This is a genomic window from Myxococcaceae bacterium JPH2 (genome assembly GCA_016458225.1).
Taxonomy (GTDB): domain Bacteria; phylum Myxococcota; class Myxococcia; order Myxococcales; family Myxococcaceae; genus Citreicoccus.
This window is the reverse complement of the sequence record JAEMGR010000003.1, coordinates 463,788-486,938: the sequence shown is the minus strand read 5'-3', so window position 1 is coordinate 486,938 and position 23,151 is coordinate 463,788. Positions and strand designations below refer to the sequence as shown.

General features: G+C 70.5%; 20 protein-coding genes. 14 read left to right on the top strand and 6 right to left on the bottom strand.

The genetic code is table 11. The features are described from left to right. Positions 1–312 precede the first annotated feature (312 nt). Positions 313–2,523, top strand: coding sequence for a collagen-like protein (locus JGU66_06725; protein ID MBJ6760451.1), 2,211 nt, complete (start codon positions 313–315; stop codon positions 2,521–2,523). Positions 2,524–2,595: 72 nt separating this feature from the next. Here the strand turns inward: JGU66_06725 and JGU66_06720 are convergent, their stop codons facing one another. Next, the gene (locus JGU66_06720; protein ID MBJ6760450.1) at positions 2,596–3,099 is read right to left on the bottom strand and encodes a GNAT family N-acetyltransferase; all 504 of its coding nucleotides are present in this window, start codon (positions 3,097–3,099) and stop codon (positions 2,596–2,598) included. Between the two features lie 164 nt (positions 3,100–3,263). Between JGU66_06720 and JGU66_06715 the strand changes: the two genes are divergently transcribed. Continuing rightward, entirely contained in the window at positions 3,264–3,785 is a 522-nt protein-coding gene (locus tag JGU66_06715) for a hypothetical protein (GenBank protein MBJ6760449.1), read from the top strand. 489 nt (positions 3,786–4,274) lie between these two features. Then, positions 4,275–5,027, top strand: coding sequence for a DUF1338 domain-containing protein (locus JGU66_06710; GenBank protein ID MBJ6760448.1), 753 nt, complete (start codon positions 4,275–4,277; stop codon positions 5,025–5,027). A gap of 11 nt (positions 5,028–5,038) precedes the next feature. Here JGU66_06710 and JGU66_06705 read toward each other — a convergent pair whose 3' ends face one another. The 3 genes from JGU66_06705 to JGU66_06695 form a co-directional block, all read right to left on the bottom strand. After that, positions 5,039–5,635 carry a GNAT family N-acetyltransferase gene (locus tag JGU66_06705; GenBank protein MBJ6760447.1) on the bottom strand — a complete coding sequence of 199 codons (597 nt, stop codon included), beginning with the start codon at positions 5,633–5,635 and terminating at the stop codon, positions 5,039–5,041. A gap of 145 nt (positions 5,636–5,780) precedes the next feature. Continuing rightward, positions 5,781–6,932 carry a DUF4398 and OmpA-like domain-containing protein gene (locus JGU66_06700; protein ID MBJ6760446.1) on the bottom strand — a complete coding sequence of 384 codons (1,152 nt, stop codon included), beginning with the start codon at positions 6,930–6,932 and terminating at the stop codon, positions 5,781–5,783. A gap of 20 nt (positions 6,933–6,952) precedes the next feature. Further along, positions 6,953–7,312, bottom strand: a complete 360-nt coding sequence (locus JGU66_06695; GenBank protein MBJ6760445.1) for a DUF4398 domain-containing protein — start codon at positions 7,310–7,312, stop codon at positions 6,953–6,955. A 198-nt stretch (positions 7,313–7,510) separates the two neighbouring features. On the opposite strand from JGU66_06695, the gene JGU66_06690 reads away from it, so the two are divergent. The 4 genes from JGU66_06690 (at position 7,511) to JGU66_06675 (ending at position 10,524) form a co-directional block, all read left to right on the top strand. Continuing rightward, positions 7,511–8,395 (top strand): flap endonuclease, encoded by an 885-nt coding sequence (locus JGU66_06690; protein MBJ6760444.1) that lies wholly within the window; start codon positions 7,511–7,513, stop codon positions 8,393–8,395. Positions 8,396–8,485: 90 nt separating this feature from the next. Then, the gene (locus tag JGU66_06685; GenBank protein MBJ6760443.1) at positions 8,486–8,926 is read left to right on the top strand and encodes a group II truncated hemoglobin; all 441 of its coding nucleotides are present in this window, start codon (positions 8,486–8,488) and stop codon (positions 8,924–8,926) included. Positions 8,927–8,991: 65 nt separating this feature from the next. Next, positions 8,992–9,594 (top strand): TetR/AcrR family transcriptional regulator, encoded by a 603-nt coding sequence (locus JGU66_06680; GenBank protein ID MBJ6760442.1) that lies wholly within the window; start codon positions 8,992–8,994, stop codon positions 9,592–9,594. A gap of 60 nt (positions 9,595–9,654) precedes the next feature. Further along, positions 9,655–10,524: an alpha/beta hydrolase gene (locus JGU66_06675; GenBank protein MBJ6760441.1), complete on the top strand. Its 870-nt coding sequence runs from the start codon at positions 9,655–9,657 to the stop codon at positions 10,522–10,524. 3 nt (positions 10,525–10,527) lie between these two features. On the opposite strand, the gene JGU66_06670 is transcribed toward JGU66_06675, so the two are convergent. After that, entirely contained in the window at positions 10,528–11,061 is a 534-nt protein-coding gene (locus tag JGU66_06670) for a hypothetical protein (GenBank protein ID MBJ6760440.1), read from the bottom strand. A gap of 69 nt (positions 11,062–11,130) precedes the next feature. Further along, positions 11,131–11,967, bottom strand: a complete 837-nt coding sequence (locus tag JGU66_06665) for a hypothetical protein (GenBank protein ID MBJ6760439.1) — start codon at positions 11,965–11,967, stop codon at positions 11,131–11,133. Between the two features lie 126 nt (positions 11,968–12,093). On the opposite strand from JGU66_06665, the gene JGU66_06660 reads away from it, so the two are divergent. The 7 genes from JGU66_06660 to JGU66_06630 all read left to right on the top strand — a co-directional run bounded on the left by JGU66_06660 (position 12,094) and on the right by JGU66_06630 (position 22,859). After that, entirely contained in the window at positions 12,094–12,813 is a 720-nt protein-coding gene (locus JGU66_06660) for a sterol desaturase family protein (GenBank protein ID MBJ6760438.1), read from the top strand. 53 nt (positions 12,814–12,866) lie between these two features. Next, complete coding sequence (locus JGU66_06655) at positions 12,867–14,663, top strand: amidase (GenBank protein ID MBJ6760437.1); 1,797 nt, start codon at positions 12,867–12,869, stop codon at positions 14,661–14,663. Between the two features lie 112 nt (positions 14,664–14,775). Beyond that, complete coding sequence (locus JGU66_06650; protein ID MBJ6760436.1) at positions 14,776–16,320, top strand: M4 family metallopeptidase; 1,545 nt, start codon at positions 14,776–14,778, stop codon at positions 16,318–16,320. 215 nt (positions 16,321–16,535) lie between these two features. Further along, on the top strand, positions 16,536–16,895 hold the full coding sequence (locus JGU66_06645) for a hypothetical protein (GenBank protein ID MBJ6760435.1): 360 nt from the start codon (positions 16,536–16,538) through the stop codon (positions 16,893–16,895). A gap of 50 nt (positions 16,896–16,945) precedes the next feature. Continuing rightward, positions 16,946–18,277, top strand: coding sequence for a homoserine dehydrogenase (locus JGU66_06640; protein ID MBJ6760434.1), 1,332 nt, complete (start codon positions 16,946–16,948; stop codon positions 18,275–18,277). Positions 18,278–18,324: 47 nt separating this feature from the next. After that, positions 18,325–19,248 (top strand): ABC transporter ATP-binding protein, encoded by a 924-nt coding sequence (locus tag JGU66_06635; protein ID MBJ6760433.1) that lies wholly within the window; start codon positions 18,325–18,327, stop codon positions 19,246–19,248. After that, positions 19,245–22,859, top strand: coding sequence for a hypothetical protein (locus JGU66_06630; protein ID MBJ6760432.1), 3,615 nt, complete (start codon positions 19,245–19,247; stop codon positions 22,857–22,859). Before JGU66_06635 ends, JGU66_06630 begins: the two co-directional genes overlap by 4 nt. Positions 22,860–23,151: the final 292 nt, after the last annotated feature.

Sequence of the window (23,151 nt, the reverse complement as noted above, 5' to 3'; positions counted from 1 at the left end):
TGACAGTGCGTGCGGGCCCACACGCGGAGGACTCGGGCGTTCCCGATGCGCGCAAAGGGAGCGTCCTCGCGCGAGGCGAGCGGAGAGTCCTGGGGTGTGGGGTCAGCGAAAGCCAGGCGAAAGGGGCCGCATCCGGCTGGGCGTCCCGTGGGGACGCAAAAGCATGGTCTAGTCAAAAATCGCCCTTCGAGGCAAGATTCCTGTCCGTTGTCGTTGAGTTGGTGTGCGCGGCCCCGCACGTGATTCCGCGGTCCGGTCTACCCGCTGTGTCGACCGACTCTGACCGCACATCTCGAACTCACGGAGTCGTTCATGGCCGATGCACGCGCGCACAGCCTTTCTGGCTGGAAGATGTTCCGCAGTTTGTCTCTCACGACCCTGCTGGTCCTCTCCGGATGCTCGGAGTCCACGGGCCCGCAAGGATCGCAGGGCGCTCAGGGGCCGCAGGGTCCTCAGGGGGCCCAGGGCGCTCAAGGCCCCGCTGGCGCGCAGGGCGCGGCAGGAGCGCCGGGCGCGAAGGGTGACAAGGGAGACAAGGGCGATGTCGGCCCGCAGGGCCCCGCGGGTCAGGCGGGTGGTCCGCAGGGGCCCGAAGGTCCGGTGGGCCCGGTGGGACCTCGCGGCTTGGGCGCGGTGGCGCGCACGGCTCCGGAGCTGCCGGGGCTCTCGTGCGCCACGGGCGGCGTGAGGCTGGAGGTCGGCGTCGACAAGGACCTGGATGGCATCCTCGACGATGAGGAAGTCGACGCGGAGCTGACGCGCTACGTGTGCAACGGCGCGCAGGGCGTCACCGGTGGCGTGGGCCCGCAAGGCCTCAAGGGAGACACGGGCGCCACGGGCCCCAAGGGCGACACGGGCGACACGGGCCCCAAGGGAGACACGGGCGCCACCGGCGCGGTGGGCGCGACGGGCGCGCAGGGCATCCAGGGCCCCAAGGGCGACACCGGCGCGACGGGCGCGGTGGGCGCGCAGGGACTCCAGGGCCTCAAGGGCGACGTGGGCGCCACGGGCGCGAAGGGTGACACCGGCGCGACGGGTGCCACGGGTGCTCAAGGCGCCACGGGCGCGCAGGGTGCGAAGGGCGACAAGGGCGACAAGGGGGACATCGCGCTGGTGAAGACCACCCCCGAGCCCGCGGGCGGGAACTGCGCGACGGGTGGCGTGAAGGTCGAAGTGGGGCTCGACACCAACGGCAACGGCACGCTGGATGCCGGCGAGGTGAGCGCGCCCCAGACGCGCTACGTGTGCCACGGCGCGCAGGGCCCCCAGGGTATCCAGGGCGCCACCGGAGCCACGGGCGCGACGGGAGCCACGGGCGCGCAGGGCCCGACGGGGCTGCACTCGTTGTCCGCCACCGCGGTGGAGCCCGCGGGCGCGAACTGCGCGACGGGTGGCACGCGGATCCAGATTGGCACGGACACCAACGGCAACGGCGCGCTGGAGGCCGGCGAGGTGAACGCCGCGTTCACGCGCTACGTGTGCAACGGCGCGCAGGGGCCCCAGGGTGTGCAGGGCGCCATGGGCGCGACGGGCGCCACCGGTGCGACGGGCGCCACGGGTGCCACCGGAGCCACGGGCGCGATTGGCCCCCAGGGCCCCGCGGGCGGAATGAACGTCTACGGGGATGGCTCGGGCGGCGTGCTCAACGTCGGGTCGGGTTCCACCCTGGACCTGACCACGGCGGCGGGCTTCGACACGCTCGCCGGTCGCCACCACCTGCAGTTCACGAACATCACCATCTACGGCACGCTCATCCTGCCGAGCGGCACCACGCTGCGCGCCACGGGTGACGTCCTCGTGAACGGCACCATCCTCGTGGCGACGGGGACGCAGGACACGGGCGCGGGTAGCGCGCAGGCAGGCCTGTCGCTGTCGGCGCCCGCCACCATCGCGGGGGGCGTGGGCCTGGGCAAGCTGCAGGCCTCGCATGTGCTCCGCCCGGTGGCCGCGGCGGGTGGCTCGGGGGATCGCGGCATCTTCATGAACGGCGGCGAGGGCGGCGGCTCGGTGTTCATCGCCGCGCGCGGCAACGTCACCATCTCGGTGGGCGGCTCCATCCTCGCCAACGGCAACGCGGGGACGGATCCGGCCAGCACCGCCAATGACACGGGCGGCGCGGGCGGCGGCGCGGGTGGCGTCATCGTCATCGCGTCCCGAGGCAACCTCACGGTGAGTGGCGCGCTGCGCGCCAACGGTGGCGCGGGCGCACCGGGTCGCAACGTGAACGGCGGCACGGCGGGCGCGGGCGGTGGCGGTGGCGGTGGCGGTGGCATCATCCACCTCATCTCGCCGAACGCCATCAGCACCACGGGCTCGGTGACGGTGAACGCCGGCGCGGCGGGCGCGGACAGCGTGGGCTCCGCCTCCAACACGGCGGGCAGCGGCGGTGGCGCGTGCGGTGGCAACGGCGGCATCGGTGGCAGCAACCCCGTCTTCGGCGCGGCCTTCGTGGCCGCCACGGCGGGCTCCGCGGGCTACATCTTCACGACGGTGGTGCCCGAGCCGGAAGACCTGCTGCTGTGAGCTGAGCCCGAGCGTCCCCGCTCGAAGCGATGCGGCCCGCGAGTGCCTGATGGCTCGCGGGCCGTTCGCGTTTCAAGGGGCGGGCGCACTCCACCGCATGGCCACGTAGGGGTCGCCGGGCTCCGGGTTCGGTTGCTCCTGGAAGCCGAGCCGCGCATAGAGCCGGCGCGCCGGGTTGTCCCCGCGCACGCTCAGGTGCAGGGGGCGTCCGGCGCGCGCCGCCTCGGCCTGGAGGGACTTCAGCAGGTGGGTTCCCAGGCCCGCGCCGCGGTGCTCGGGCAGCAGCGACACGTCCACCAGCCGCCACGCTTCCGCGTCTTCCGCGCGTGACACCAGCAATCGTCCGGCGGGTCGTCCGTCGTGGAGGACGACATGGTGCTCCGCGCCGGGGAAGCGCAGGGACCAGTCCCGCTGCTGCGCGAGCCATTGCAGGCGCAGGAATGCATCCGACTGGGCAGGAGCCCAACCCCAGGCGGCGAGTTCCTCCGCGCGGGTGCTGGCGTACAGCGCGAACAAGAAGGGCGAATCCTCGGGGGTGACGGAGCGAAGGGTCGCGAGCACGGTGCTCGCGAGCATGGCTCCAGGGTCCTTGGTGCGTCCACCGTCGGCGCGGGTTTCGCGCCGAGTGGGTCGCGCGCGGCCCATGAACGCAGCTCGGTGCTGACGCGTTGAGGGAAAGGGCCCCGCGCGTCAGACCGGAATGGGAGCCTCGGGCGTTTCCCCGACAGGAGCACGGCATGATGAAGAAGACGCGAGAACACGACCTGACGGCGTCCCTCCAAGAGGCGCGAGAGACCGAGGCCCGGTGGCGCGGGTTGGCCGCGCGCCTCATGGAGCTCGGCGACGACGCGATGGACGCGCAGCTCCTGGTCGCCTTTCGCGGAGCCCGTGACGAGGGCTCGGTGCCGCCGGACGCGGGCTTCTTCCTCGTGGCCCACCTGCTCACCGCCATGGCGGACGAGTCCATCTCCGAGGACGCGCGCGTTCGCTTCCTCGCGCGCGAGCTGGACGCGCTCGAGCGCGAATATGGCCTCGGAGACGAGGGCTGGCCCGAGGACGAGCTGCCCCCCGAGGACTGGGAGGCGCTCTGTGCCGCCTACGACGAGGCCTGCGACGAGGCCCGCGCCGTCTTCTTCCGCGCCTACGGGGAAGAGGAGATGGCCCGGCTCTACCTGGTGGATCGCTCCGCGTTTCACCGCCGCTTCGAGAACGGGCGCCGCTTCTTCCACGGTCTCCCCATGCTCCCCGACCACCTGCACTGAGCGCGGTGACCCGCTCGGGCGCGACTGGCTTTCAACAATTCCGAGAAAGCGTCAGTGACCTGAAACGTTGGAAACACGGGGAGGACGTGAGGCGCCGGCGCGAGGCGGGGGGGCTCCGAGAAAAGTCCTGGAGTGACGGCGGGTTGCGCGAGTAGGAACAATACACACCCATGGCGCAATCTTACGGTCAAGAAAGAGTAAATTAGATAGACTTAATGACGATGCATTGTGATTCTGATGAAAGACCTTGCAACGGTCTGGCTTTTCTCCTCCACACACCCTATTCCCCCGCCCGCTTTCGAGCGCCGCCGCAGGATCGCTTGACGGATGTCAACGCGTACTGGGAGTGGGTGGGTGTCGGCGGGAAGCCATAAGTCTTCGCTGGTCGCTCTCGGCGGCGCGCGACTCCGATGAAATCCCCTCCAAGGATCGGGAGTCGCGCGCCGCCGCTCATTTTTGAGCGCGTGAGCGGTGCATAGACTGCCGCGCATGACGACCTCCGCCGCCTCGCGTCTGCTGGACCTGCTGTGGGAGCGCTACGCCTCCGAGGTGCCTTACGCGCGCACCTTCGTGACGCTCTGTGGGGGCACCTTCCGCAATGACCACGTCGCGCTGCGCTCGCTGGCTCGCCCGGGAGGCGGCATCGCGCTGATGTCCCGGCCGTTCGAGCGGCTCGGCTGGCGCGCGGCGGGCGCGTACACGTTCCCGGACGCGCACCTGTCCGCCATCTATCTGGCCCACCCGGAAGGGCTGCCGCGGGTGTTCATCTCCGAGCTGAAGTCCGAGGAGCTGTCGGCCCGGGCCCGCGAGCTGCTGGCGACGCTGCCGGAGGATCCGCCTCCGCCCGAGGACGTGGAGGCGCTGGCCGCCTGGTTCCACGCGCCGCCGCCGCCCTCCGAGGCCGCGCTGCTGGAGCTGGAGAGGGAGAGCCAGTACGGCGCCTGGCTCCTGGCCTTCGGGCGCAAGGTGAACCACTTCACCGGCTCGGTGGATGACGTGGACGTCTGGCAGCGGCGCATGCGCGAGGCCGGCGTGCCCATGAAGGCGGACATCGAGGGGGAGCCCGGCACGGCGCTGCGGCAGACGGCCACGCACGCCTCCCCGCTGCCCGTGCTGCTCCAGGGCGGCGCGACGCGCGCGTGGCCCTATGCCTATTTCGAGATCGCCCAGCGAGCGCCGCACTTCGACGGCTTCCTGGGGCCGCAGGCCCGCGCGCTGTTCGACATGACGAAGCGCGGGTGACGGCCGCGGGCTCACGGGCCCGCGAGCAGGCCGGGCTCCGGCGGCGCGACGAGCGAGGTGAGCACGTGGTCTCGCCAGTGCCCGTCGATGAGGAGGAAGTCCCGCGCGTAGCCCTCCACGGCGAAGCCCATGCGTCGCAGCACCGCGGCGCTCTTGAGGTTCTCCGGCAGGTGGTTGGCTTGAAGGCGGTGCAGGCCCATGCCGCTGAAGGCGTAGTCGCACACGGCGCGCAGGGCCTCGGTCATGAAGCCTTGTCCCGTGTGGTGCCGGTCGAGCCCATAGCCCAGGTCCGCGGCCTGGAGCGGCCCCCGGCGGATATGGGTCAGCGAGATGTTGCCGATGACGGGCGCCGAGGACGGCGGGGCCTCGCGCGGCAGCAGGTACAGGCGCAAGGAGATGTCGTGGCGGAACTCCTCGCGGTCCTGCGCGAGCCGCGTGCGCCAGTAGGTCGTGGAGAAGAAGGTGGCGGGCCGCGTGGGGGACACCGCGCCCAGGTGCTCACGGTTGGTGTCGTAGTACGCCAGCACGCGCGCCGCCGCATCCGAGGGGAGCTGGGTGACGTGGAGGCGCTCGGTGGTGAGCAAGAGGGGAGGGCTGTCGCTCGGCATGGCGCGGACCTGGGCGAACGCTAGCGCGTCCGGATGCGAGGCGCGCGCCTGGCGACAGAAGTCCACGTGCTCCGGGAGTCTTCCTGTTCCGGAGCTGTGACGACGCCCCGGCCGGAGGGAACGTCCGGCCGGAGCGTCCAGGTCCTCACGGCTGCGGTGAGGTGGGGGCGGGCTCTTGCTTCGGAGTCGACGGACTCTCGCTCGAAGGGCTCTCGTGCGACGACCCGTCATGCGACGACTCGTGCGAGGGATGCGCGTGCGACGACTTGTCATGGGACGGCTTCTTGTGCGGTGGCTGCTCGCCCTTCGCGCCGCTGCCGCCCACGCCGCCGGACTGCGTCGCGCCCGTGTTCGCCACGCCGCGCTCGACGACAATCTCCACGCGGCGGTTGTTGGCGCGGCCCTCGGCGGTGCGGTTGCTCGCCACGGGCTGGTACTCACCCAGGCCGCGCACCTCGATGCGATCCGCGGGCACGCCCTGGCTCACCAGGTAGTCGCGCACGCGCTCGGCGCGGTGCAACGAGAGCTGCTCGTTGAAGGCATCCGAGCCCTGCGAGTCCGTGTGGCCCTCGATGAGCAGGGGCCGACTGGACTCCTTGAGCGCGCCGGCCACGTCCCCGAGCCGGTTGCGCGCGGAGGGCAGCAGGTCCGTCTGGCCCGAGGCGAAGAGGACGCTGCCGGACAGGGTCACCACGGTGCCCCGGGCCTCCTCCTTCACCTTCACGTTGGACAGCTTGTCCAACTGGCTGACCGCCTCCTGGGCGCGCTGCTCCGCCTCGGCGCGGGCCTGACGCTCGGACTCCAGTTGCTGCTGCGACGCGGACTGCTGCGTCTGCGCCATCGAGTGGGCCTCGGAGCGCTGGCGCTCGGCTTCCTGCCGGGCGTTCTCGGCGGCCGCGAGCTGCTGGCGCGTGGAGTCCAGCTCCGCCTGCGTGCGCTGCTGCTGTTGCTGCTGCGCCTCCAGCAGCGCCTGTTGAGACTGGGCCTGCTGCTGCGCGGCCAGCTCCGCGCCTCCACGCACCTGCGCGAGCTGCGCCTTGCGCAGGGCCACGTAGGACAGCGAGCGCGTGCGCGCCGAGTCCTGGCTCTTCGCGTACTCGTTCTCGGCTTGCTTGAGTGCTTCGCGGGCGGCGGCGACGTCCTTGGGACGTGCCTGGCCCTCGGGGCTCTCGGCGGTGCGCTGATAGGCCGAGCGCGCCTCGACCAGCTCGCGCGGCGCCGGCGCATGGGCACATCCCACCGCCGTGAGCGCCAGAGCTCCGGCGATGACCTTCCATCCGTGCTTCCAAGGCAACATGACGCTCTCCTCTCGGCTCTCTACTGCTGGCCTCGGCGCAGGGCCTCGACCTGATCGGTGGTGCGGCGCGCCTGCTCCTCGAGGGGCACCGCTCGGGCCAACGCCAGCGCGAGGTCCGCGTCCGCCGCGGCCTGGTCGAACTGGAGCGCGGCGCTCTTCTGCTCGCCCTCGCCCAGCAGCTTCTCGGCGCGGGTGAGTTGCTGGCGCGCGTAGGTCATGTGCCGCGCGGCTTCGGGGATTCGCTCGGCGCCGGACTCCTCGGCGGCGCGCAGGGACGCCTCCGCGTGGACGCGCTGCGATTGGGTCGCGTGGCGCACCTGACTGCCGGCGCATCCCGCGAGGGTGAGGCACAGCAAGCTGGCACAAAGCTTCGGTCGCATCGTTCACCTCCGGCCGAGGCGCGAGGGGGCGCGCGAGCGCACCGCGCCTTCATTCACACGACGAGAGGTGCTTCCCCGTTGGGTGCCTGACAACGGGGGCAGAGGCGCTCGCGTGCCGGGCGGGTGGGCATGGCCGTCCCACCATGCGGGCGCGCTCCTGGCTGGCCGCCGCGCGCGAGGAGCGATAGAGGGGAGCCCATGCGCTTGCACCTGGTGGATGGCACGTATGAGCTGTTTCGCGCGCACTTCTCGCCGCGCCCGGGGACGGTGTCTCCGGATGGGCGGGACGTGAAGGCGACGGTGGGCGTGATGTCCTCGCTGCTGGCGCTCCTGCACGACAAGGCCGAGGCCGTCACGCACGTGGCGGTGGCCTTCGACAACCCCATCCGCTCGTTCCGCAACGCGCTGTTCGCGGGCTACAAGAGCGACGAGGGCGTGCCTCCCGAGCTGCGCTCGCAGTTCGACCTGGTCGAAGCCGCGGTGCGCGTGTTGGGCGTCCGGGTGTGGTCCATGAAGGAGCACGAAGCGGACGACGCGCTCGCCACCGCCGCCGCGCGCTTCGCGGGCGAGGTGGAGCAGGTGCGCCTGCTCACGCCGGACAAGGACCTGGGGCAGTGCGTCCGCGGGCGGAAGGTGGTCCAGGTAGACCGCCGGCAGGAGAAGGAGCTGGACGAGGACGCGGTGCGCGCGAAGTCAGGCGTGGCGCCCGCGAGCATCCCCGACCTGCTCGCGCTGATGGGCGACGACGCGGACGGCATCCCGGGCCTGCCGGGCTTCGGAGAGAAGGGCGCGGCGGCGGTGTTGGCCGCGCATGGCCACCTGGAGTCCATCCCCGATGACGCCTCGGCGTGGGGGGCTCGGCCTCGGGGCGCGGACAAGCTGGCCGCCACGCTGCGCGCACACCGTGAGGAGGCGCGGCTGTATCGCACGCTGGCCACCTTGGTGACGGATGCGCCGCTGCCGGACACGCGGTCGCTCGCGGACCTGGAGTGGCAGGGCGTCCCGGAGTCCGCCTTCCTGGCCTTCTGTGACGGGCTGGGCCTCAACACCCTCAAGAAGCGACCCAAGCGCTGGGCGAAGTGAGCCCGTGCTTCCGGCCGTGTCCCATGTCCCGGGTTGGGGCACACTCCGCCGCCGCGAATGGCCCAGCCCGGCCCGACGTTGAAGGAGACCATGCCCATCGAGTTGAAGCTGCCCCCCTCGGATGACTGGGTGCCCACGCTGGACGACACGCCCTTCGCGCGCCTGGGCGGCGAAGCGGCCGTCATCGCGCTGGCCGAGGCCTTCTATGACGCCATGGATGCGACCGAGCCCGCGCTCGCCCGCATCCATGAGCTGGACGAGGCGGGCCGGGTGAACCGCGGCACGCGCGAGCGCTTCGGCCTCTTCCTCATCGGATGGCTGGGGGGCCCGCAGCACTACGCCGCCCAGCACGGCCATCCGCGCCTGCGCATGCGCCACGGCCACGTGCCGGTGGATGTCGCCATGCGCGATGCGTGGCTGCGCAGCATGGCCCGGGCCCTGGACGCGCGCGGCGTCACCGGCGGCCTGCGCCGCTTCCTGGACGACCGCTTCGCCCAGGTGGCCGACTTCCTCCGCAACACCGAGGGCTGAGTCGGCCGCCCCTTGGGGCGACGGACTTGCGAAAAAAGCACGACCGTTTTATCTCAGGGAGCGTGATGCGGAAAGGCGAGCTGACGCACCAGGCGATTCTCGAGCGGGCGGTCCGCGTGGCGAGCCGCGTGGGATTGCAGGGCTTGAGCATTGGCGGCCTGGCGGACGAGCTGAACCTGTCCAAGAGCGGCCTGTTCGCGCACTTCCGCTCCAAGGTCTCCCTCCAGGTGGAGGTGCTGGAGGCGGCCAGCGCGCGGTTCACCGAGCGGGTCATCCGCCCGGCGTTGACCCAGCCACGCGGCGAGCCGCGCGTGCGGGCCCTGTTCGAGAACTGGCTGACGAACTGGGCGCGCGACGAGGAGCTGGAGGGCGGCTGTCTGTTCGTGGCGGCGGCGGTGGAGCTGGATGACTCGCCCGGGCCGGCGCGAGACCGGCTGGTGCAGACGCAGCGGGACTGGTTGGACTGCCTGGCGCAAGCGGCCCGAATCGCGGTGGCCGAAGGGCACTTCCGGGCGGACACGGACGTGGACCAGTTCGCCCATGACGAATACGCGGTGTTCCTGGGGTACCACCACGCGGCGCGCCTCTTGAGGGACCCGCGAGGTGAGGCGCGCGCCCGGCGTGCCTTCGAGGTGTTGCTCTCCTGTGTTCGCGCCCGGCCCTCCTAGGGCCGCGCGTGTTTCGACGCTCCCGGAGCCCGCTGGGGCTCCCTGCATGAGGCCCACGTCATGGCTGAAAATAGCACGAACGTTCGCACTAAAATGATGTCCCAGGCGCTGCGGGTGGCGGTGCAAGGTGCCGGCACGGTGGCGCCGGGGTGGGTGGCGTCCTGGGCCGAGCAGGTGTTCCTCACGCCTCGGCGTCCGCGCCGCTCGCGCACGGCCGAGTCGGTGCTGGCGACGGGGCGCCGCCGCTTCCTGCGACTGGGCGGCGAGCAGGTGGCGGTGTGGAGCTGGGGCCATGGGCCGCGCGTGCTGCTGGTGCACGGGTGGAGCGGCTATGGCGGGCAGCTCACCGCCTTCGTGGAGCCGCTGGTGGACGCGGGCTTCTCGGTGGTGACGTACGACGCGCCGGCGCATGGCGAGTCATCGGGGCGCACCAGCTCCTTGCCCGAGATGAAGGACATGGTGTCCGCGGTGGCGCGGGCGACGGGTGGGCCGCACGCGGTGGTGGCGCACAGCTTTGGCGCGGCCGCGGCGGCGCTGGCCATGCGGGATGGTCTGTCCGTGCAGCGGGCGGTGTTCCTGGCGCCGCCGTCGGACCCCACCACGGCCGTGCGCTGGTTCGCGGACTTTGTGGGGTTGCCGGAGGGCGTGGAGTCGCGGCTGATGGGGAAGATGGTGGAGCGCTTCGGCCATCGCCCCGCGGAGGACCGCGCGGGGTTGTTCGCGCCGCGGATGCGCGTGCCGCTGCATGTCTTCCACGACGCGGGAGACGCCGAGGTGCCGCTGGCGGCCGGCGAGGTGTACGCGCGCCTGTGGCCCGGGGCTCGCATCACGCGCACGACGGGGCTGGGACACCACCGCATCCTGCATCACCCGGACGTGGTGCGAGACGCGGTGGCGTTTCTCCAAGAGGGCCGCGCGGCGGCCGCGTGAGCCTCAGCGCGAGACGACCTCCAGCCAGACGGAGTGGATGGTGACCGGCAGCGTGGCGGCGCTCGAGCGCGCGTAGGCCTTGAGCGTGCAGCTCGCGTTCAGCGGCGAGGACTGGCAGGACAGCGCGCTGGTGGGAATCCAGCCGTTCACCGTGGCCCCGCCGTCGCTGTAGTTGGAGCACGCCTGCTTCGACACGGACGAGGACGAGCTGGTGCTGTTGAAGAGCCAGTAGTGCGCGTTCGAGCCCGTGTAGAGGTACGGGATGATGGCGACCCAGATGCCCTCGCTCGCGGAGAGAGAGCCGCTGTCCGTATAGGACATGCACAGGCGCGCATAGAGGCTCTGCCCGGCGGGCGCGGTGTAGCTGCTCCAGTCGAGCGCGATGTACGGCTGGGCGGTGAGGGTTTGCAGCGCGGTGGACGGCATGTTGCCGGCGTAGTGCGCCGGCAGCGGCACGGAGCCCTGGAACGTGTCGGCGTGGGCGGATGTGGTGCAGAGGACGGCGGCGAGCGCGGCGGTCAGCAGGACAGGCTTCATGTCATTCCTCGCGATTTCGGGTGGCGTCTCCCGAACGCGCGCGAGGCCGAATCTTCCCAGCCGCTCGGTTCAGCTCGCGAGGTGTCGCTCCAGCCTCGCCAGCACGTCCCGCTCCGCGCGAGCGCGCTCGGCGAGCGGGGCGAAGAGCAGTCGTGAGCGCAGGCCCATGCCCTGCGTCAGCTCGAAGTGGCGGAGGTCCTCGGGCAGCGCGAGCAGCAGCTCGGCCAGGGGCCTCACGCGGTGGAGTTGATAGGAACCCGCGGCCTCCAGCTCACGGACAATGTCCGCTTCGGGCACGCCGCGCGCGAGCGCATCGCGGGTCCTCGACTCGTACTTCAGCCCCGTGCTCACGCGCTCCTCCAGGTCTTGCAGCACGGCGCTCGCGGTGCGGTGGGCCTCGCGCACCAGGCGCAGCGGATCCAACGCGCGCTCCACGCGGCGGCGGACCGAGAGCGACGGCGCGCGGGCTCGGCCCTCCACGCGGGAGAGCACCGCGTCGCGATAGCTGGCCGCGAAGCAGACGACGAACAGGGCCTCCTCCAAGGGCGCGCGGTCCCTCGCGGCGACGCCCTCCGCGAGCAGCGCGAGGCCCTCTCCGGTGAGGACGTAGCGCTGGCCGCGCGCGACGCGCGGGTCCTTCGTGCTGGTGCTGGCCTCCGCATAGCCCGCGCGGCGCAGGCGCTCCAGCGTGCGCCGCACCTGCGTGAGGTCGATGTCCTGCGAGGGGCGGGTGACGTCGTGCTCCGCCCAGTTGGTGAAGAGCAGGAAGTAGAAGCGGACGTCCGAGACGCGGAACCCTCCCGCTCGAGCGCAGGCGCCATGCGCCGCGAGGAAGGCTGCCTGAACGAAGGTGGCCTGGGTGTCCACGTAGCCAAGCCGCGCGGAGAGAGCAGAGGGACGTGCCATGGCCCGAGAGCATGCCAGGGTCTCCCCGGAGTGAGCCGCAGCGAAGTGACAGTGTCTGTGCCATACGCTGGAACCGATGCGAGCACCCGGGCGTCATGACGGGGTCCGCAACCCATGAGGGGTTCCATGTTGCCCATCCTTGTCGCCATCGCCGGGGTCTGTTTCGTCATCGAGCACGTCTTCCGTGGCTGGACGCTGCCTCGCGTGCGTGGCTGGCACCTGCGTGTGGTGGCCATCAACCTGGTGCAGGTGGCGGTGGTCGTGCTGGCGGGCTTCACGTGGGAGCGGTGGCTGTCCGCGAGGTCCCTGTTCCACCTGTCCGCGCACGTGTCTCCCGTCGTGGGCGGAGTCGTGGCGTACTTCATCGCGACGTTTGTCTTCTATTGGTGGCACCGCGTGCGGCACACGAACGATGTGCTGTGGCGGCTGTTCCACCAGATTCATCACAGCCCGCAGCGGCTGGAGGTCATCACCAGCTTCTACAAGCACCCGCTGGAGATGACGGTCAACAGCATCATCGGCGGACTGCTCGTCTACACGGTGCTGGGCTTGAGCCCGGCGGCGGGCGCCGTCTACACGGCCTGCACCGCGCTGGGCGAGTTCTTCTATCACACCAACGTGCGCACGCCGCAGTGGGTGGGCTGGTTCTTCCAACGCCCGGAGATGCACCGCATCCACCATGAGCATGGGAAGCACCGCAACAACTACGGAGACATCCCGTGGTGGGACATGCTCTTCGGCACGTATGAGAATCCGCCGCGCTGGGATGCCACGTGCGGCTTCGACGATGCGCGCGAGCAGCGGCTCCCCGAGATGCTGGCCTTCAAGGACGTGCACCAGGACTGAGCCCCTGGATGGGCATGGCAGACTCGCGGGCTCTCTCTTCCGCAAGGACGCCCATGTCCAGCTCGCGCAGGCAGTTCCTGACCCATGCCGCCGTGGGGCTCGCAGCCACCGCGGTTCCCGCCGCCGCATCCCCTGACGCGGGTACCTTGCCCACGCCGGGGGCGCCGCCCACCTTCGGCGCGGGACCCACCGTGGGTCCCGAGGTGAGCGTCGCCACCCTCGCCGAGGCCGAGAAGCTGGCGCAGGTGCGCTACACGCCCGCCGAGCGCGCCCAGGCCGTGGGCAACTGGCGCGAGTCGATGGCGCCCTTCCTGGAGCGCCGCACCGGACCGCGCAACGTGGCGCTGGAGCCGTCACTCGCGCCCGCGTCGCAGTGGAATCCCGCGATGGGCAACGCGAACGTGGGCCCCGCGCGCGACCGCTTCGTGCGGAGCCGCGCCGTGGCGACGCCGCTGCCCGCGCGTGACGAGGACATCGCCCACGCTCCCGTCACGCAGCTCTCGCGTTGGATTGAGTCGCGCGTGCTGTCCTCCGAGCGGCTCACGAACATCTACCTGGAGCGCCTGCGCCGCTTCGACCCGAAGCTCCGCTGCGTCATCACCCTGACGCCCGAGCTGGCCCTCGCGCAGGCGAAGCGCGCCGACGCCGAACTGGCCGCGGGCAAGTACCGAGGCCCCCTGCATGGCATCCCCTGGGGAGCCAAGGACCTGGTGGACACCGCGGGCATCCCCACGACCTACGGCGCCGAGCCCTTCCGCGACCGGGTGCCCACCACCGACGCGACCGTGGTCGAGCGACTGCATCGCGCGGGCGCGGTGCTCGTCGCGAAGCTCAGCCTGGGCGCGCTCGCGCTCAATGACATCTGGTTCGGCGGCGAGACGAAGAACCCCTGGTGTCTGGACGAGGGCGCCTCCGGCAGCAGCGCGGGGCCCGGCGCGGCCACGGCGGCGGGACTGGTGGGCTTCGCGCTGGGCAGCGAGACGGGCGGGAGCATCATCGCGCCGTCCATGCGCTGCGGCGTGGCGGGCCTGCGCCCCACCTATGGCCGCGTGCCGCGCACCGGAGCCATGACGCTGTGCTGGTCGCTCGACAAGCTGGGGCCCATGGCGCGCGGCGTGGAGGACACGTTGCTGGTCCTCTCCGCGCTCACCGGGCCGGACGCGGGCGATGTGGCGAGCGTTCCGTCCAAGCTCGACTTCGACGCCACCGCGAAGGTGAAGGGCCTGCGTGTGGGCTACGTGCCGGCGTGGATGGAGCAGAGCCCCGCCACCGAGGTGGACCGCGCCGCGCTGGAGACGCTGCGTGGGCAGGGATTGGAGCCCGTGGAGGTGTCCCTGCCGGACTGGCCTTACTCCTCCCTCCAGGTCATCACCTTCGCCGAGGCCGCCGCGGCCTTCGAGGAGCTCACGCTGTCTCACGGCGTGGATGCGTTGACCATGCAGGTCTCGGATGCGTGGCCCAATCTGTTTCGCCAGGCGCGTTTCCTGTCCGCCGTGGACTTCGTTCAGGCGGACCGGCTGCGTCGCAAGATGGCCGCGGAGATGGCTCGTGTCATGTCTCACGTGGACGTGTTGCTCGTGCCCTCGCTGCGCGACGAAATGCTCACCCTCTCCAACTTCACCGGTCATCCCTCGCTGACCGTGCGCACGGGCTTCGTCGACATCACCCGCGCGCGCAGCGACTGGGCGCCCAACCCGCAACGCCCCCTGCCATCCTTTGCTCCGCCGCGCCGCGTCCCGCACGGCGTGACGTTGATTGGTCGACTCTTCGATGAGGGCACGCTCGGGCGAGTCGGTATCGCCCTGGAGCGCGGCTCGGGTGTTGCCCAGGCACGCCCGCCTGCCTTTTGAGCGGGGCGCTTCCGACTCCAGGGTTGTTTACCGTGAAAAACGTGTCATCTATTAAAGTCGAGCAATCAATGAATATAAGGCCGGCCGACTCACCCCTGGAGGAGCAAACCGAATGAAGCGAATCCTGCCGGCCGCTGTCGCTACGCTTGCGCTGTGGGGTTGTGGTGATTCGAATCACGCGACCGTCAATGACTCGCGTGAGGTCATGGACGCGTCCGAGCAGTCCGTCATCGCCTCGCGGGCGATGGGCCTGGTGGCGAGCGGCGACGCCTCCGAGAAGTTCGTGACGCGCACCGTCTTCGTGGACGACACCGGCGCGGAGCACGTGCGGTTTGATCGCACCCTCGGCGGCCTGCGCGTGCTGGGCGGTGACGTGGTGGTCCACAACCGCGGCGCCGGGCTGGCCTCGGATGTGACGTGGGCCTCGGACGTGTCGCTCAAGGGCCTGTCGACCAAGCCGGTGCTGGATGCGGCGGCGGCGACGACGTACGCCGAGAAGGCCTTCGTGGGCAAGCGCAGCGGCCCGTCCAGCGCGGAGCTGATGGTGGACGCGCGCCCGGACATGAAGGCGGCGGTGGCCTACGAGGTGGTGCTCGAGGGCGTGCGCCCGGATGGCACCCCGAGCGAGCTGCACGTGCTGGTGGATGCGCGCACCGGCGAGCTGCGCGGCTCGTGGGACGGCGTGGAGACCGCCGCGGCGGTGGGCACGGGCAAGTCCATCAACTCGGGCACCGTGAGCATCGGGACGAACTCCATCACCGGTGGTTACGAGATGCGCGACGTGACGCGCGGCAACGGCTTCTACACGATGAACTACGCGACCGGGAAGGTGTTCACCGACGCGGACAACGTGTGGGGCAACGGCACGACGAGCGACGCGGCGTCCTCGGGCGTGGACGCGCACTACGGCCAGCAGGTCACGTATGACTATTACAAGAACGTGCACGGCCGGAACGGCATCGATAACGCCGGCAATACCGGCTACAGCCGCGTGCACTACGGCACCCGCTACAACAACGCGTTCTGGCAGGACAGCTGCTTCTGCATGACGTACGGCGACGGCGACGGCACCACCTTCCGTCCCCTCACCGCGCTGGACGTGGCCGGCCACGAGATGTCCCACGGCGTGACGAGCCGCACCGCCAACCTCACCTACTCCGGCGAGTCCGGCGGCCTGAACGAGGCCACCAGCGACATCTTCGGCTCGATGGTGGAGTTCTACGCCAACAACGCGAACGACCCGGGTGACTACCTCATCGGCGAGGTCATCTACACGCCGAACAAGGCGGGCGACGCGCTCCGCTACATGTACAAGCCGAACACGGATGGCTCGTCGGCCAACTGCTGGTCCAGCAGCGTGGGCGGGCTGGACGTGCACTACTCCAGCGGTGTCGCCAACCACTTCTTCTACCTGCTGGCGCAGGGCTCGGCGGGCAGCCCGGCCAGCCCGACCTGCAACGGTCTGGTCGTCACGGGCATCGGCCGCGATGCCGCCGCGAAGATCTGGTACCGCGCGCTGACCGTCTACATGACGTCTTCGACGAACTACAAGGCGGCGCGCACGGCCACGCTCAACGCGGCCAAGGACCTCTACGGCATGCCCAGCACCCAGTACACCGCGGTGGGCGCGGCCTGGGCCGCTGTCAGCGTGAACTGAGCCCGCTCACGCGGCTCCGACGCTCCGGCCGGTCCATCCTTGTCTGGATGGACCGGCCGTTGTTTCACACCCGTCCTGTAACGCCATGAGCACGATGTATCCCGGGTTCTGAGCACCCCCCGGCGACACTCCCGGGAGGGGGAGGCGGGCGACCAGTGGCGGACATCCTTCAAGTTCCTTGCACCGGAGTGCCCCGGGCACGCGATGATGGCGACATGTCGTCGTCCCCCGCGACCAACGAGTCCGCGCTGCAGGACTCCGTGCTGACCACGATGCGCGCGTTCGCCACCGCGCTCGAGGAGCGCTACCCCTCGCCGGCCACGGCCTTCCATGACACCGCGGAGCAGGCGCGGCTCGTGTTCGACTCAGCCGAGGAATATGCCAAGTACGAGTACGCCGTGAGCCTGATGGGCATGTTCCACGGCGGCATGGGCTCCATCAATGACCTGGCTGCCTATGCGCCGGAGGCGGACCGCCGCCGCGAGGCGTGTGTGAACGCCATCCAGAAGTTGGTGGGGCATTACTACGCTCGGCTGTTCGCGCAGGGGTGGTATCCCCGCCCCCGCTCGCCGTGAGCGTGGGGGCCTTCGTCGCGCGAGGCCATATCGGCGAGGATGACGGCGCGATGAGCTCGACACAGATGAAGCCGCTTCAGGTGGGCCTGCTGGGCTTTGGCACGGTGGGCAAGGGCACGTGGGATGTGCTCCTGCGCAACGGTGAGGAAATCACCCGTCGCGCGGGGCGCCCCATCCGCATCACCTGGATTGCCACGCGCACGCTGGAGAAGGCGCGGGTGGGGACTCGCGGCGCCGCCGGGGTGGCGCTGACGGTGGACCCCGCGGTGGTCATCGCGCATCCGGACGTGGACATCGTGGTGGAGGCGATGGGCGGCATCGAGCCCGCGCGCACGCACGTCCTGGCCGCCATCGCGCAGGGCAAGCACGTGGTGACGGCGAACAAGGCGCTGCTCGCGCTGCACGGCAATGAAATCTTCGCGGCGGCGCATGCCCGGGGCGTGATGGTGGCCTTCGAGGCGGCCGTCGCGGGCGGCATCCCCATCATCAAGGCGCTGCGCGAGGGCCTGTCGGCCAATCGCATCGAGTGGATCGCCGGCATCATCAACGGCACGTCCAACTTCATCCTCTCCGAGATGCGCGCGCGCGGCGCGTCCTTCGAGACGGTGCTGAAGGAGGCGCAGTCGCTGGGCTACGCGGAGGCGGACCCCACCTTCGACGTGGAGGGAATCGACGCGGCGCACAAGCTGACCATCATGGCGTCCATCGCGTTCGGCGTGCCCATGCAGTTCGACCGCGCCTATGCCGAGGGCATCTCGCACCTGACGCGCGAGGACATCCGCTACGCGGAGGAGTTCGGCTACCGCATCAAGCTGCTGGGCATCACCCGCCGCACGCCCGCGGGCATCGAGCTGCGCGTGCACCCCACGCTCATCCCCGCGCGGCGCCTCATCGCCAACGTGGAGGGCGCGATGAACGCGGTGCTGGTGAAGGGCGACGCGGTGGGCGCGACGCTGCACTACGGCCCCGGCGCGGGCGCCGAGCCCACCGCGAGCGCGGTGATCGCCGACCTGGTGGACGTCACGCGCATGCACACCGCCGACCCCGAGCAGCGGGTGCCGCACCTGGCGTTCCAGCCGGACCGCCTGTCCGACGTGCCCTTCCTCCCCCTGGGCGAGACGACCACCAGCTACTACCTGCGCCTGCGCGTGCAGGACCGGCCCGGCGTGGTGGCGGACATCACGCGCATCCTCGCGGACCGTGACATCTCCATCGCCGCGATGATCCAGAAGGAGCCTCGCGCCGGAGAGCAACAGGCGGACATCCTCCTGCTCACGCACCGCACGCAGGAGAAGCACGTGGTGGCCGCGCTGGCCGCCATCGAGGCGCTGCCCACCGTGGCGGGCAAGGTCGTGCGCATCCGCCTGGAGGAGCTGAGCTGATCCTCCTGGGTTGGAAATGAAACGCCCTGCCAGACGTAGTGGGCTCCATGCTCACTTTGCGCAATCTGGTGAAGGTGTATCCGGGGCCCGTGGCCGCGCTGCGAGGGGTGGACCTGGAGATACCGCGGGGGATGTTTGGCCTGCTGGGGCCGAACGGGGCGGGCAAGTCCACGCTGATGAAGATCCTGGCGGGACTGCTGGAGCCCACCTCCGGTGAGGTGACGCTGGAGGGGATGGACCTGGTGCGTCATCCCGAGCAGCTCCGCCCGCACCTGGGCTACCTGCCGCAGGAGTTCGGCTTCTATCCGTACCTCTCCGGCCAGGACATGCTGCTGTACCTGCTGCGCCTCAAGGGCGTCACCGCGCCGCAGGGCCTGCCCAAGCTGTGCGCCGAGCTGCTGGAGCGCGTGAACCTCACGTTCGCGGCGAAGCGCAAGGTGAAGGAGTACTCGGGCGGCATGCGGCAGCGGCTGGGGATCGCGCAGGCGCTGGCGGGCAACCCCAAGCTCATCATCGTGGACGAGCCCACCGCGGGCCTGGACCCCGAGGAGCGCCTGCGCTTCTACCGGCTGCTCGCGGAGGTCGCCAGCGAGCGCACCGTGCTGTTGTCCACGCACATCGTCGAGGACGTGGCCATGCTGTGCCCGCGCTTCGCCGTCATCCGCACCGGCCGCGTGGTGGCCATCACCAGCCCCACCGAGGCGAAGGCCGCCATCCAGGGCACCCTCTTCGAGGGCTCGGTGCCGCCCGCGGAGATGTCCGCGTTCCAGCAGGCGCACCGCATCACCCAGGCCGTCCTCTTCGAGGGGCGCAACCGCGTGCGCATCCACGTGCCCTCGGGGGTGGCGCCCGCGGGCTTCGAGCACGTGCCGCCCACGCTGGAGGACGCGTACCACCTGCTCATGCGCGACGCGCCCGCGGATGCACCCGCCACGGCCCCCGCGCCCGCCGCCGTGGAGGTGGCGCGATGAGTCGCTCCCGCCTGGGCACCGTGCTGCGCACGGAGCTGGGCCATCAGATGCGACGCCCGCTGTATTGGGTCCTCATCCTCCTCGCCTTCCTGGTGGTGTGGGGCGTGTCCTCGGGCAACGTCACCATCGACTCGGGCGCCAGCCAGGTGGGCGGCAAGAAGGCGTGGGCGACGAGCGAGTTCGCCGTCTCGCAGATGGTCGTCTTCCTCACCTTCCTCCTGCAGTCCTTCTTCGTCTCCGTGGGCGCGGGCATGAGCGTCATCTCGGATGAAGAGGCGCGCGTGCAGCCGCTGCTCCACAGCTCGCCGCTCACGCCGGGCGAGTACGTGTGGGGCAAGTTCCTCGCGGTGGTGATTGCCTACGCGCTGTCGCTCTGCGCCACGGTGGGCTTCCTGATGTTCTTCCACCACGTGGTGCCCGCGGGAGAGGCCGCCGAGTTCCGCGGCCCGTTCGTCCTGTCCGCGTACCTGCGCCCGCTGCTGTGGTTCGGCCTGCCGTTCCTCGTGTTGATGACAGGCGCGGCGTTCGCGACGGGCGAGGCCACGCGGCGGCCGGTGCTCGTCTACTTCCTGCCGGTGGGCCTGTTCTTCCTCTGCATCTTCTTCCTCTGGGACTGGTCGCCGGGGTGGTTGGATCCACGCCTCAACCGCTTCCTCATGGCCCTGGAGCCGGCCGGCTTCCGCTGGCTCTCCGAGACGTGGCTCAAGGTGGACCGGGGCGTGGACTTCTACAACACGCAGCCGGTGGGCCTGGACGCCCTCTTCGTCATCAGCCGCTTCGTGCTCGTGGGGCTGGGCCTGGGCGCGGTGGCGTGGAGTCAGCGGCACTTCGCGCGCGCGCTGCGAGGTCAGGTGACGGTGCGCGTGCCGCGACTGGCGCAGGCCGAGGCGCTGACGGGCGCGGCGCGGCATGGCGCGGCGGGGCGGATTGAAGGCGCGCCGCTCGCGTCGCTGGGCATGGGTGTGCGGCCCCCGGGCATCGTGCGGGGGCTGTGGCACGTCGCGCGCGCGGAGGTGCGCGGGCTGTTGTCCCAGCCGGGCCTGTACCTGTTCGTGCCCATCATCGTGTTCCAGACGGCGGTGACCGCGCTGAGCGCGGTGGGCCCGTTCGACACGCCGCTCCTGCTGACGCCCGGGCGCTTCGCGCTGCGGATGTCGAACGACGCGACGGTGCTCGTGTGCCTGCTGCTCCTCTTCTACACGGTGGAGTCGCTGGAGCGAGAGGCGGCCAGTGGCTTCTCACCCATCCACTCGGCCACGCCGGTGCGCACGCTGTCGGTGCTCGCGGGCAAGGCGCTCGCCAACAGCGTGGTGGGCGTGGCGATGCTGGGCGCGCTGTCGCTCGCGGGTGTCGTCGTGCAGGCGGTGCAGGGGACGGTGTCGCTGTCGCTCATTCCCTACGCGATTGTCTGGGGCCTGCTGCTCGTGCCCACCTTCGTGTTGTGGACCAGCTTCGTGCTGGCGGCGCGCGCGCTGGCGGGCGGGCGCTTCGGGGCCTATGGCCTCGCGCTCGGCGCGCTGGGCCTCACGGGCTTGGGTGCGGCGCGCGAGAAGCTGACGTGGGTGACCAACTGGCCCATGTGGAGCACGGTGCGCTGGTCGGACATGGGGCCGCTGGAGCTGGACCGGCCGGCGGTGGTGCTCAACCGGTTGGCCGCGCTCGGGCTGGCGGTGTTCTTCACCGCGCTGGCGGTCCGGCTGGATGCGCGCCGCGCGCGGGACTCGGTGAGCGTGTTGGAGCAGGTGCGTCCCTCGGGATTGCTGCGCGGTGCGCGTCGGCTGGTCCCGTTCGCGGCGTTCCCCGCGGCGGTGTTGTTGTTGCTGGGCCTGCGCGTGGGCGAGGGCTTCGAGGGCGACGCGGCGAAGAAGCGCGCGAAGGAGTACTGGCAGAAGAACCTGGCCACGTGGAAGGACGCCCCGCAGCCGGCCATCGTGGACGTGGACCTGTCCGTGGACCTGGAGCCCGTGGCGGGCACCTTGCGCACGCGCGGGACCTACACCCTCATCAACCGGCATGCGCAGCCATTGGAGCGCTTTGCCCTCTCAGGCGGCGACCACTGGCAAGACGTGCGCTGGACGGTGGATGGCCAGGAGGTGACGCCGGAGAACCGCTCCAGTCTGTATGTCTTCACGCCCGCCCAACCCCTGGCGACGGGCGCGACGACGAAGGTGGGCTTCGAGTTCCACGGCGTCTTCCCGCAGGGCGTGTCGCGCAACGGTGGCGAGCGCAGTGAGTTCATCCTGCCTTCGGGGGTGGTGCTCACCAGCGAGGGCCCGACCTTCGCGCCGGTGGTGGGCTACCTGGAGACGGTGGGCGTGGACAAGAAGGAGAACCAGTACGAGCCGCGCGTCTACTCGGACCACTTCTACGAGGGGCTGACGCCGGCGGGGTGGGGCACTGGAAAGCCTTTCACCACGCGCATCCAGCTCAGCGGCCCGGCGGAGTACACGCTCAACTCGGTGGGCACGCGCGCCTCGGATGAGGTGAAGGACGGGCGCCGCGTGACGGTGTGGACGAGCGACCACCCGGTGAGCATGTTCAACATCGTCGCGGGGCGCTGGAGCGAGGTGAAGGGCGACGGCACCGTCGTCTTCCATCACCCCGCGCATGGCTACAACGTGGCGCGCATGGTGCGAGGGCTGGACGCGGCGCGGAAGTACTACTCTGAATGGTTCTATCCCTATCCCTGGAAGGAATTGAAGCTCTCGGAGTTCCCGGGCCTGGCCACCTACGCGCAAGGCTTTCCCACCAACATCACCTTCTCGGAGTCCATTGGCTTCCTCACCCGCGCTTCTCCGCGCGCGGACGCGGTGCTGCTCGTCACGGCGCATGAGGCGGCGCACCAGTGGTGGGGCAACCTGCTCATTCCTGGCAAGGGGCCCGGCGGCAACGTGCTGTCCGAGGGCATGTCCCACTATTCGTCGCTCCGGCTGATTGAACAGCTGGAGGGCGCCTACGAGCGGATGGAGACCGCGCGTCGGCTGGAGGAGCGCTACGGGAAGAACCGCCGCGTGGATGGAGAGCAGCCGCTGGTGAAGCTGGATGACTCGCGCGAGGGCGACAACACCGTCCTGTATGACAAGGGCGGGTGGACGTTCTGGATGCTGGAGGACCTGATGGGCCGGCCCGCCATGCAGGCGGGGCTCCAGGCCTTCCTGCGCCACTACATCCCCGACGAGGACCACCCCGTGCTGCAGGACTTCCTCGCGGAGCTGCGGCCCTTCGCGCCGGACGCCGCCGCGTTCGACGCCTTCGCGCAGCAGTGGTTCTTCCAGGTGTCGGTGCCCGAGTATCACCTGTCCGAGCCGCGCGTGACGGCGGATGGCGCGAAGTGGGTGACCACGGTGGTGGTGCGCAACGCGGGCACCGGCCGCATGCCCGTGGAGATCGCCGTGACGAAGGGCGAGCGCTTCCCCGAGCGCGACGAGAATGTGACCGGCCCGGTCCAACCCTCGCCCGACTACCGTGACGCGCGCGAGACGCGGGTGCTGGGCCCCGATGAGCAGGCCGAGGTGACGCTGCACTCGGACTTCAAGCCCGAGCAGGTCGTGGTGGATCCCGACGTGCGCGTGCTCCAGCTCCGCCGAGCGCAAGCCATCCTGAAGCTATAAAGGCAGGCGCACGGGGTCTTCATGACCCGTGCACCTGTCTGGTCATTTTCGCTAGAACAAGGGTTCAGGTAAGCGCCGGGATTGCCAGTGGCGAGCCAGTGTTGGAACGCCCGTGGGGGGGCGTCGTGATCGCGACGGGAGATTTAATGACTCCGAAAACGATGAAAAAAAGAATTAAACGTTCTAGGTGCGAAAGCGGTGTATGCCTTGTGCACCGCGTTACCTTCGGTAATAGTTCACTTCTGGTCAGGGTGGGGGATATGGCGCGAATGGCAGGCAAGGTGCAGCAGGG

Excerpts from the sequence above, each read along its gene's own strand:
- JGU66_06670 (MBJ6760440.1), bottom strand. The coding sequence starts at position 11,061 with ATGAAGCCTGTCCTGCTGACCGCCGCGCTCGCCGCCGTCCTCTGCACC.
- JGU66_06660 (MBJ6760438.1), top strand. The coding sequence starts at position 12,094 with ATGTTGCCCATCCTTGTCGCCATCGCCGGGGTCTGTTTCGTCATCGAG.
- JGU66_06665 (MBJ6760439.1), bottom strand. The coding sequence starts at position 11,967 with ATGGCACGTCCCTCTGCTCTCTCCGCGCGGCTTGGCTACGTGGACACC.
- JGU66_06640 (MBJ6760434.1), top strand. The coding sequence starts at position 16,946 with ATGAGCTCGACACAGATGAAGCCGCTTCAGGTGGGCCTGCTGGGCTTT.
- JGU66_06685 (MBJ6760443.1), top strand. The coding sequence starts at position 8,486 with ATGCCCATCGAGTTGAAGCTGCCCCCCTCGGATGACTGGGTGCCCACG.
- JGU66_06725 (MBJ6760451.1), top strand. The coding sequence starts at position 313 with ATGGCCGATGCACGCGCGCACAGCCTTTCTGGCTGGAAGATGTTCCGC.
- JGU66_06675 (MBJ6760441.1), top strand. The coding sequence starts at position 9,655 with ATGGCTGAAAATAGCACGAACGTTCGCACTAAAATGATGTCCCAGGCG.
- JGU66_06705 (MBJ6760447.1), bottom strand. The coding sequence starts at position 5,635 with ATGCCGAGCGACAGCCCTCCCCTCTTGCTCACCACCGAGCGCCTCCAC.
- JGU66_06695 (MBJ6760445.1), bottom strand. The coding sequence starts at position 7,312 with ATGCGACCGAAGCTTTGTGCCAGCTTGCTGTGCCTCACCCTCGCGGGA.
- JGU66_06715 (MBJ6760449.1), top strand. The coding sequence starts at position 3,264 with ATGAAGAAGACGCGAGAACACGACCTGACGGCGTCCCTCCAAGAGGCG.
- JGU66_06635 (MBJ6760433.1), top strand. The coding sequence starts at position 18,325 with ATGCTCACTTTGCGCAATCTGGTGAAGGTGTATCCGGGGCCCGTGGCC.
- JGU66_06655 (MBJ6760437.1), top strand. The coding sequence starts at position 12,867 with ATGTCCAGCTCGCGCAGGCAGTTCCTGACCCATGCCGCCGTGGGGCTC.
- JGU66_06630 (MBJ6760432.1), top strand. The coding sequence starts at position 19,245 with ATGAGTCGCTCCCGCCTGGGCACCGTGCTGCGCACGGAGCTGGGCCAT.
- JGU66_06710 (MBJ6760448.1), top strand. The coding sequence starts at position 4,275 with ATGACGACCTCCGCCGCCTCGCGTCTGCTGGACCTGCTGTGGGAGCGC.
- JGU66_06680 (MBJ6760442.1), top strand. The coding sequence starts at position 8,992 with ATGCGGAAAGGCGAGCTGACGCACCAGGCGATTCTCGAGCGGGCGGTC.
- JGU66_06700 (MBJ6760446.1), bottom strand. The coding sequence starts at position 6,932 with ATGTTGCCTTGGAAGCACGGATGGAAGGTCATCGCCGGAGCTCTGGCG.
- JGU66_06690 (MBJ6760444.1), top strand. The coding sequence starts at position 7,511 with ATGCGCTTGCACCTGGTGGATGGCACGTATGAGCTGTTTCGCGCGCAC.
- JGU66_06650 (MBJ6760436.1), top strand. The coding sequence starts at position 14,776 with ATGAAGCGAATCCTGCCGGCCGCTGTCGCTACGCTTGCGCTGTGGGGT.
- JGU66_06720 (MBJ6760450.1), bottom strand. The coding sequence starts at position 3,099 with ATGCTCGCGAGCACCGTGCTCGCGACCCTTCGCTCCGTCACCCCCGAG.
- JGU66_06645 (MBJ6760435.1), top strand. The coding sequence starts at position 16,536 with ATGTCGTCGTCCCCCGCGACCAACGAGTCCGCGCTGCAGGACTCCGTG.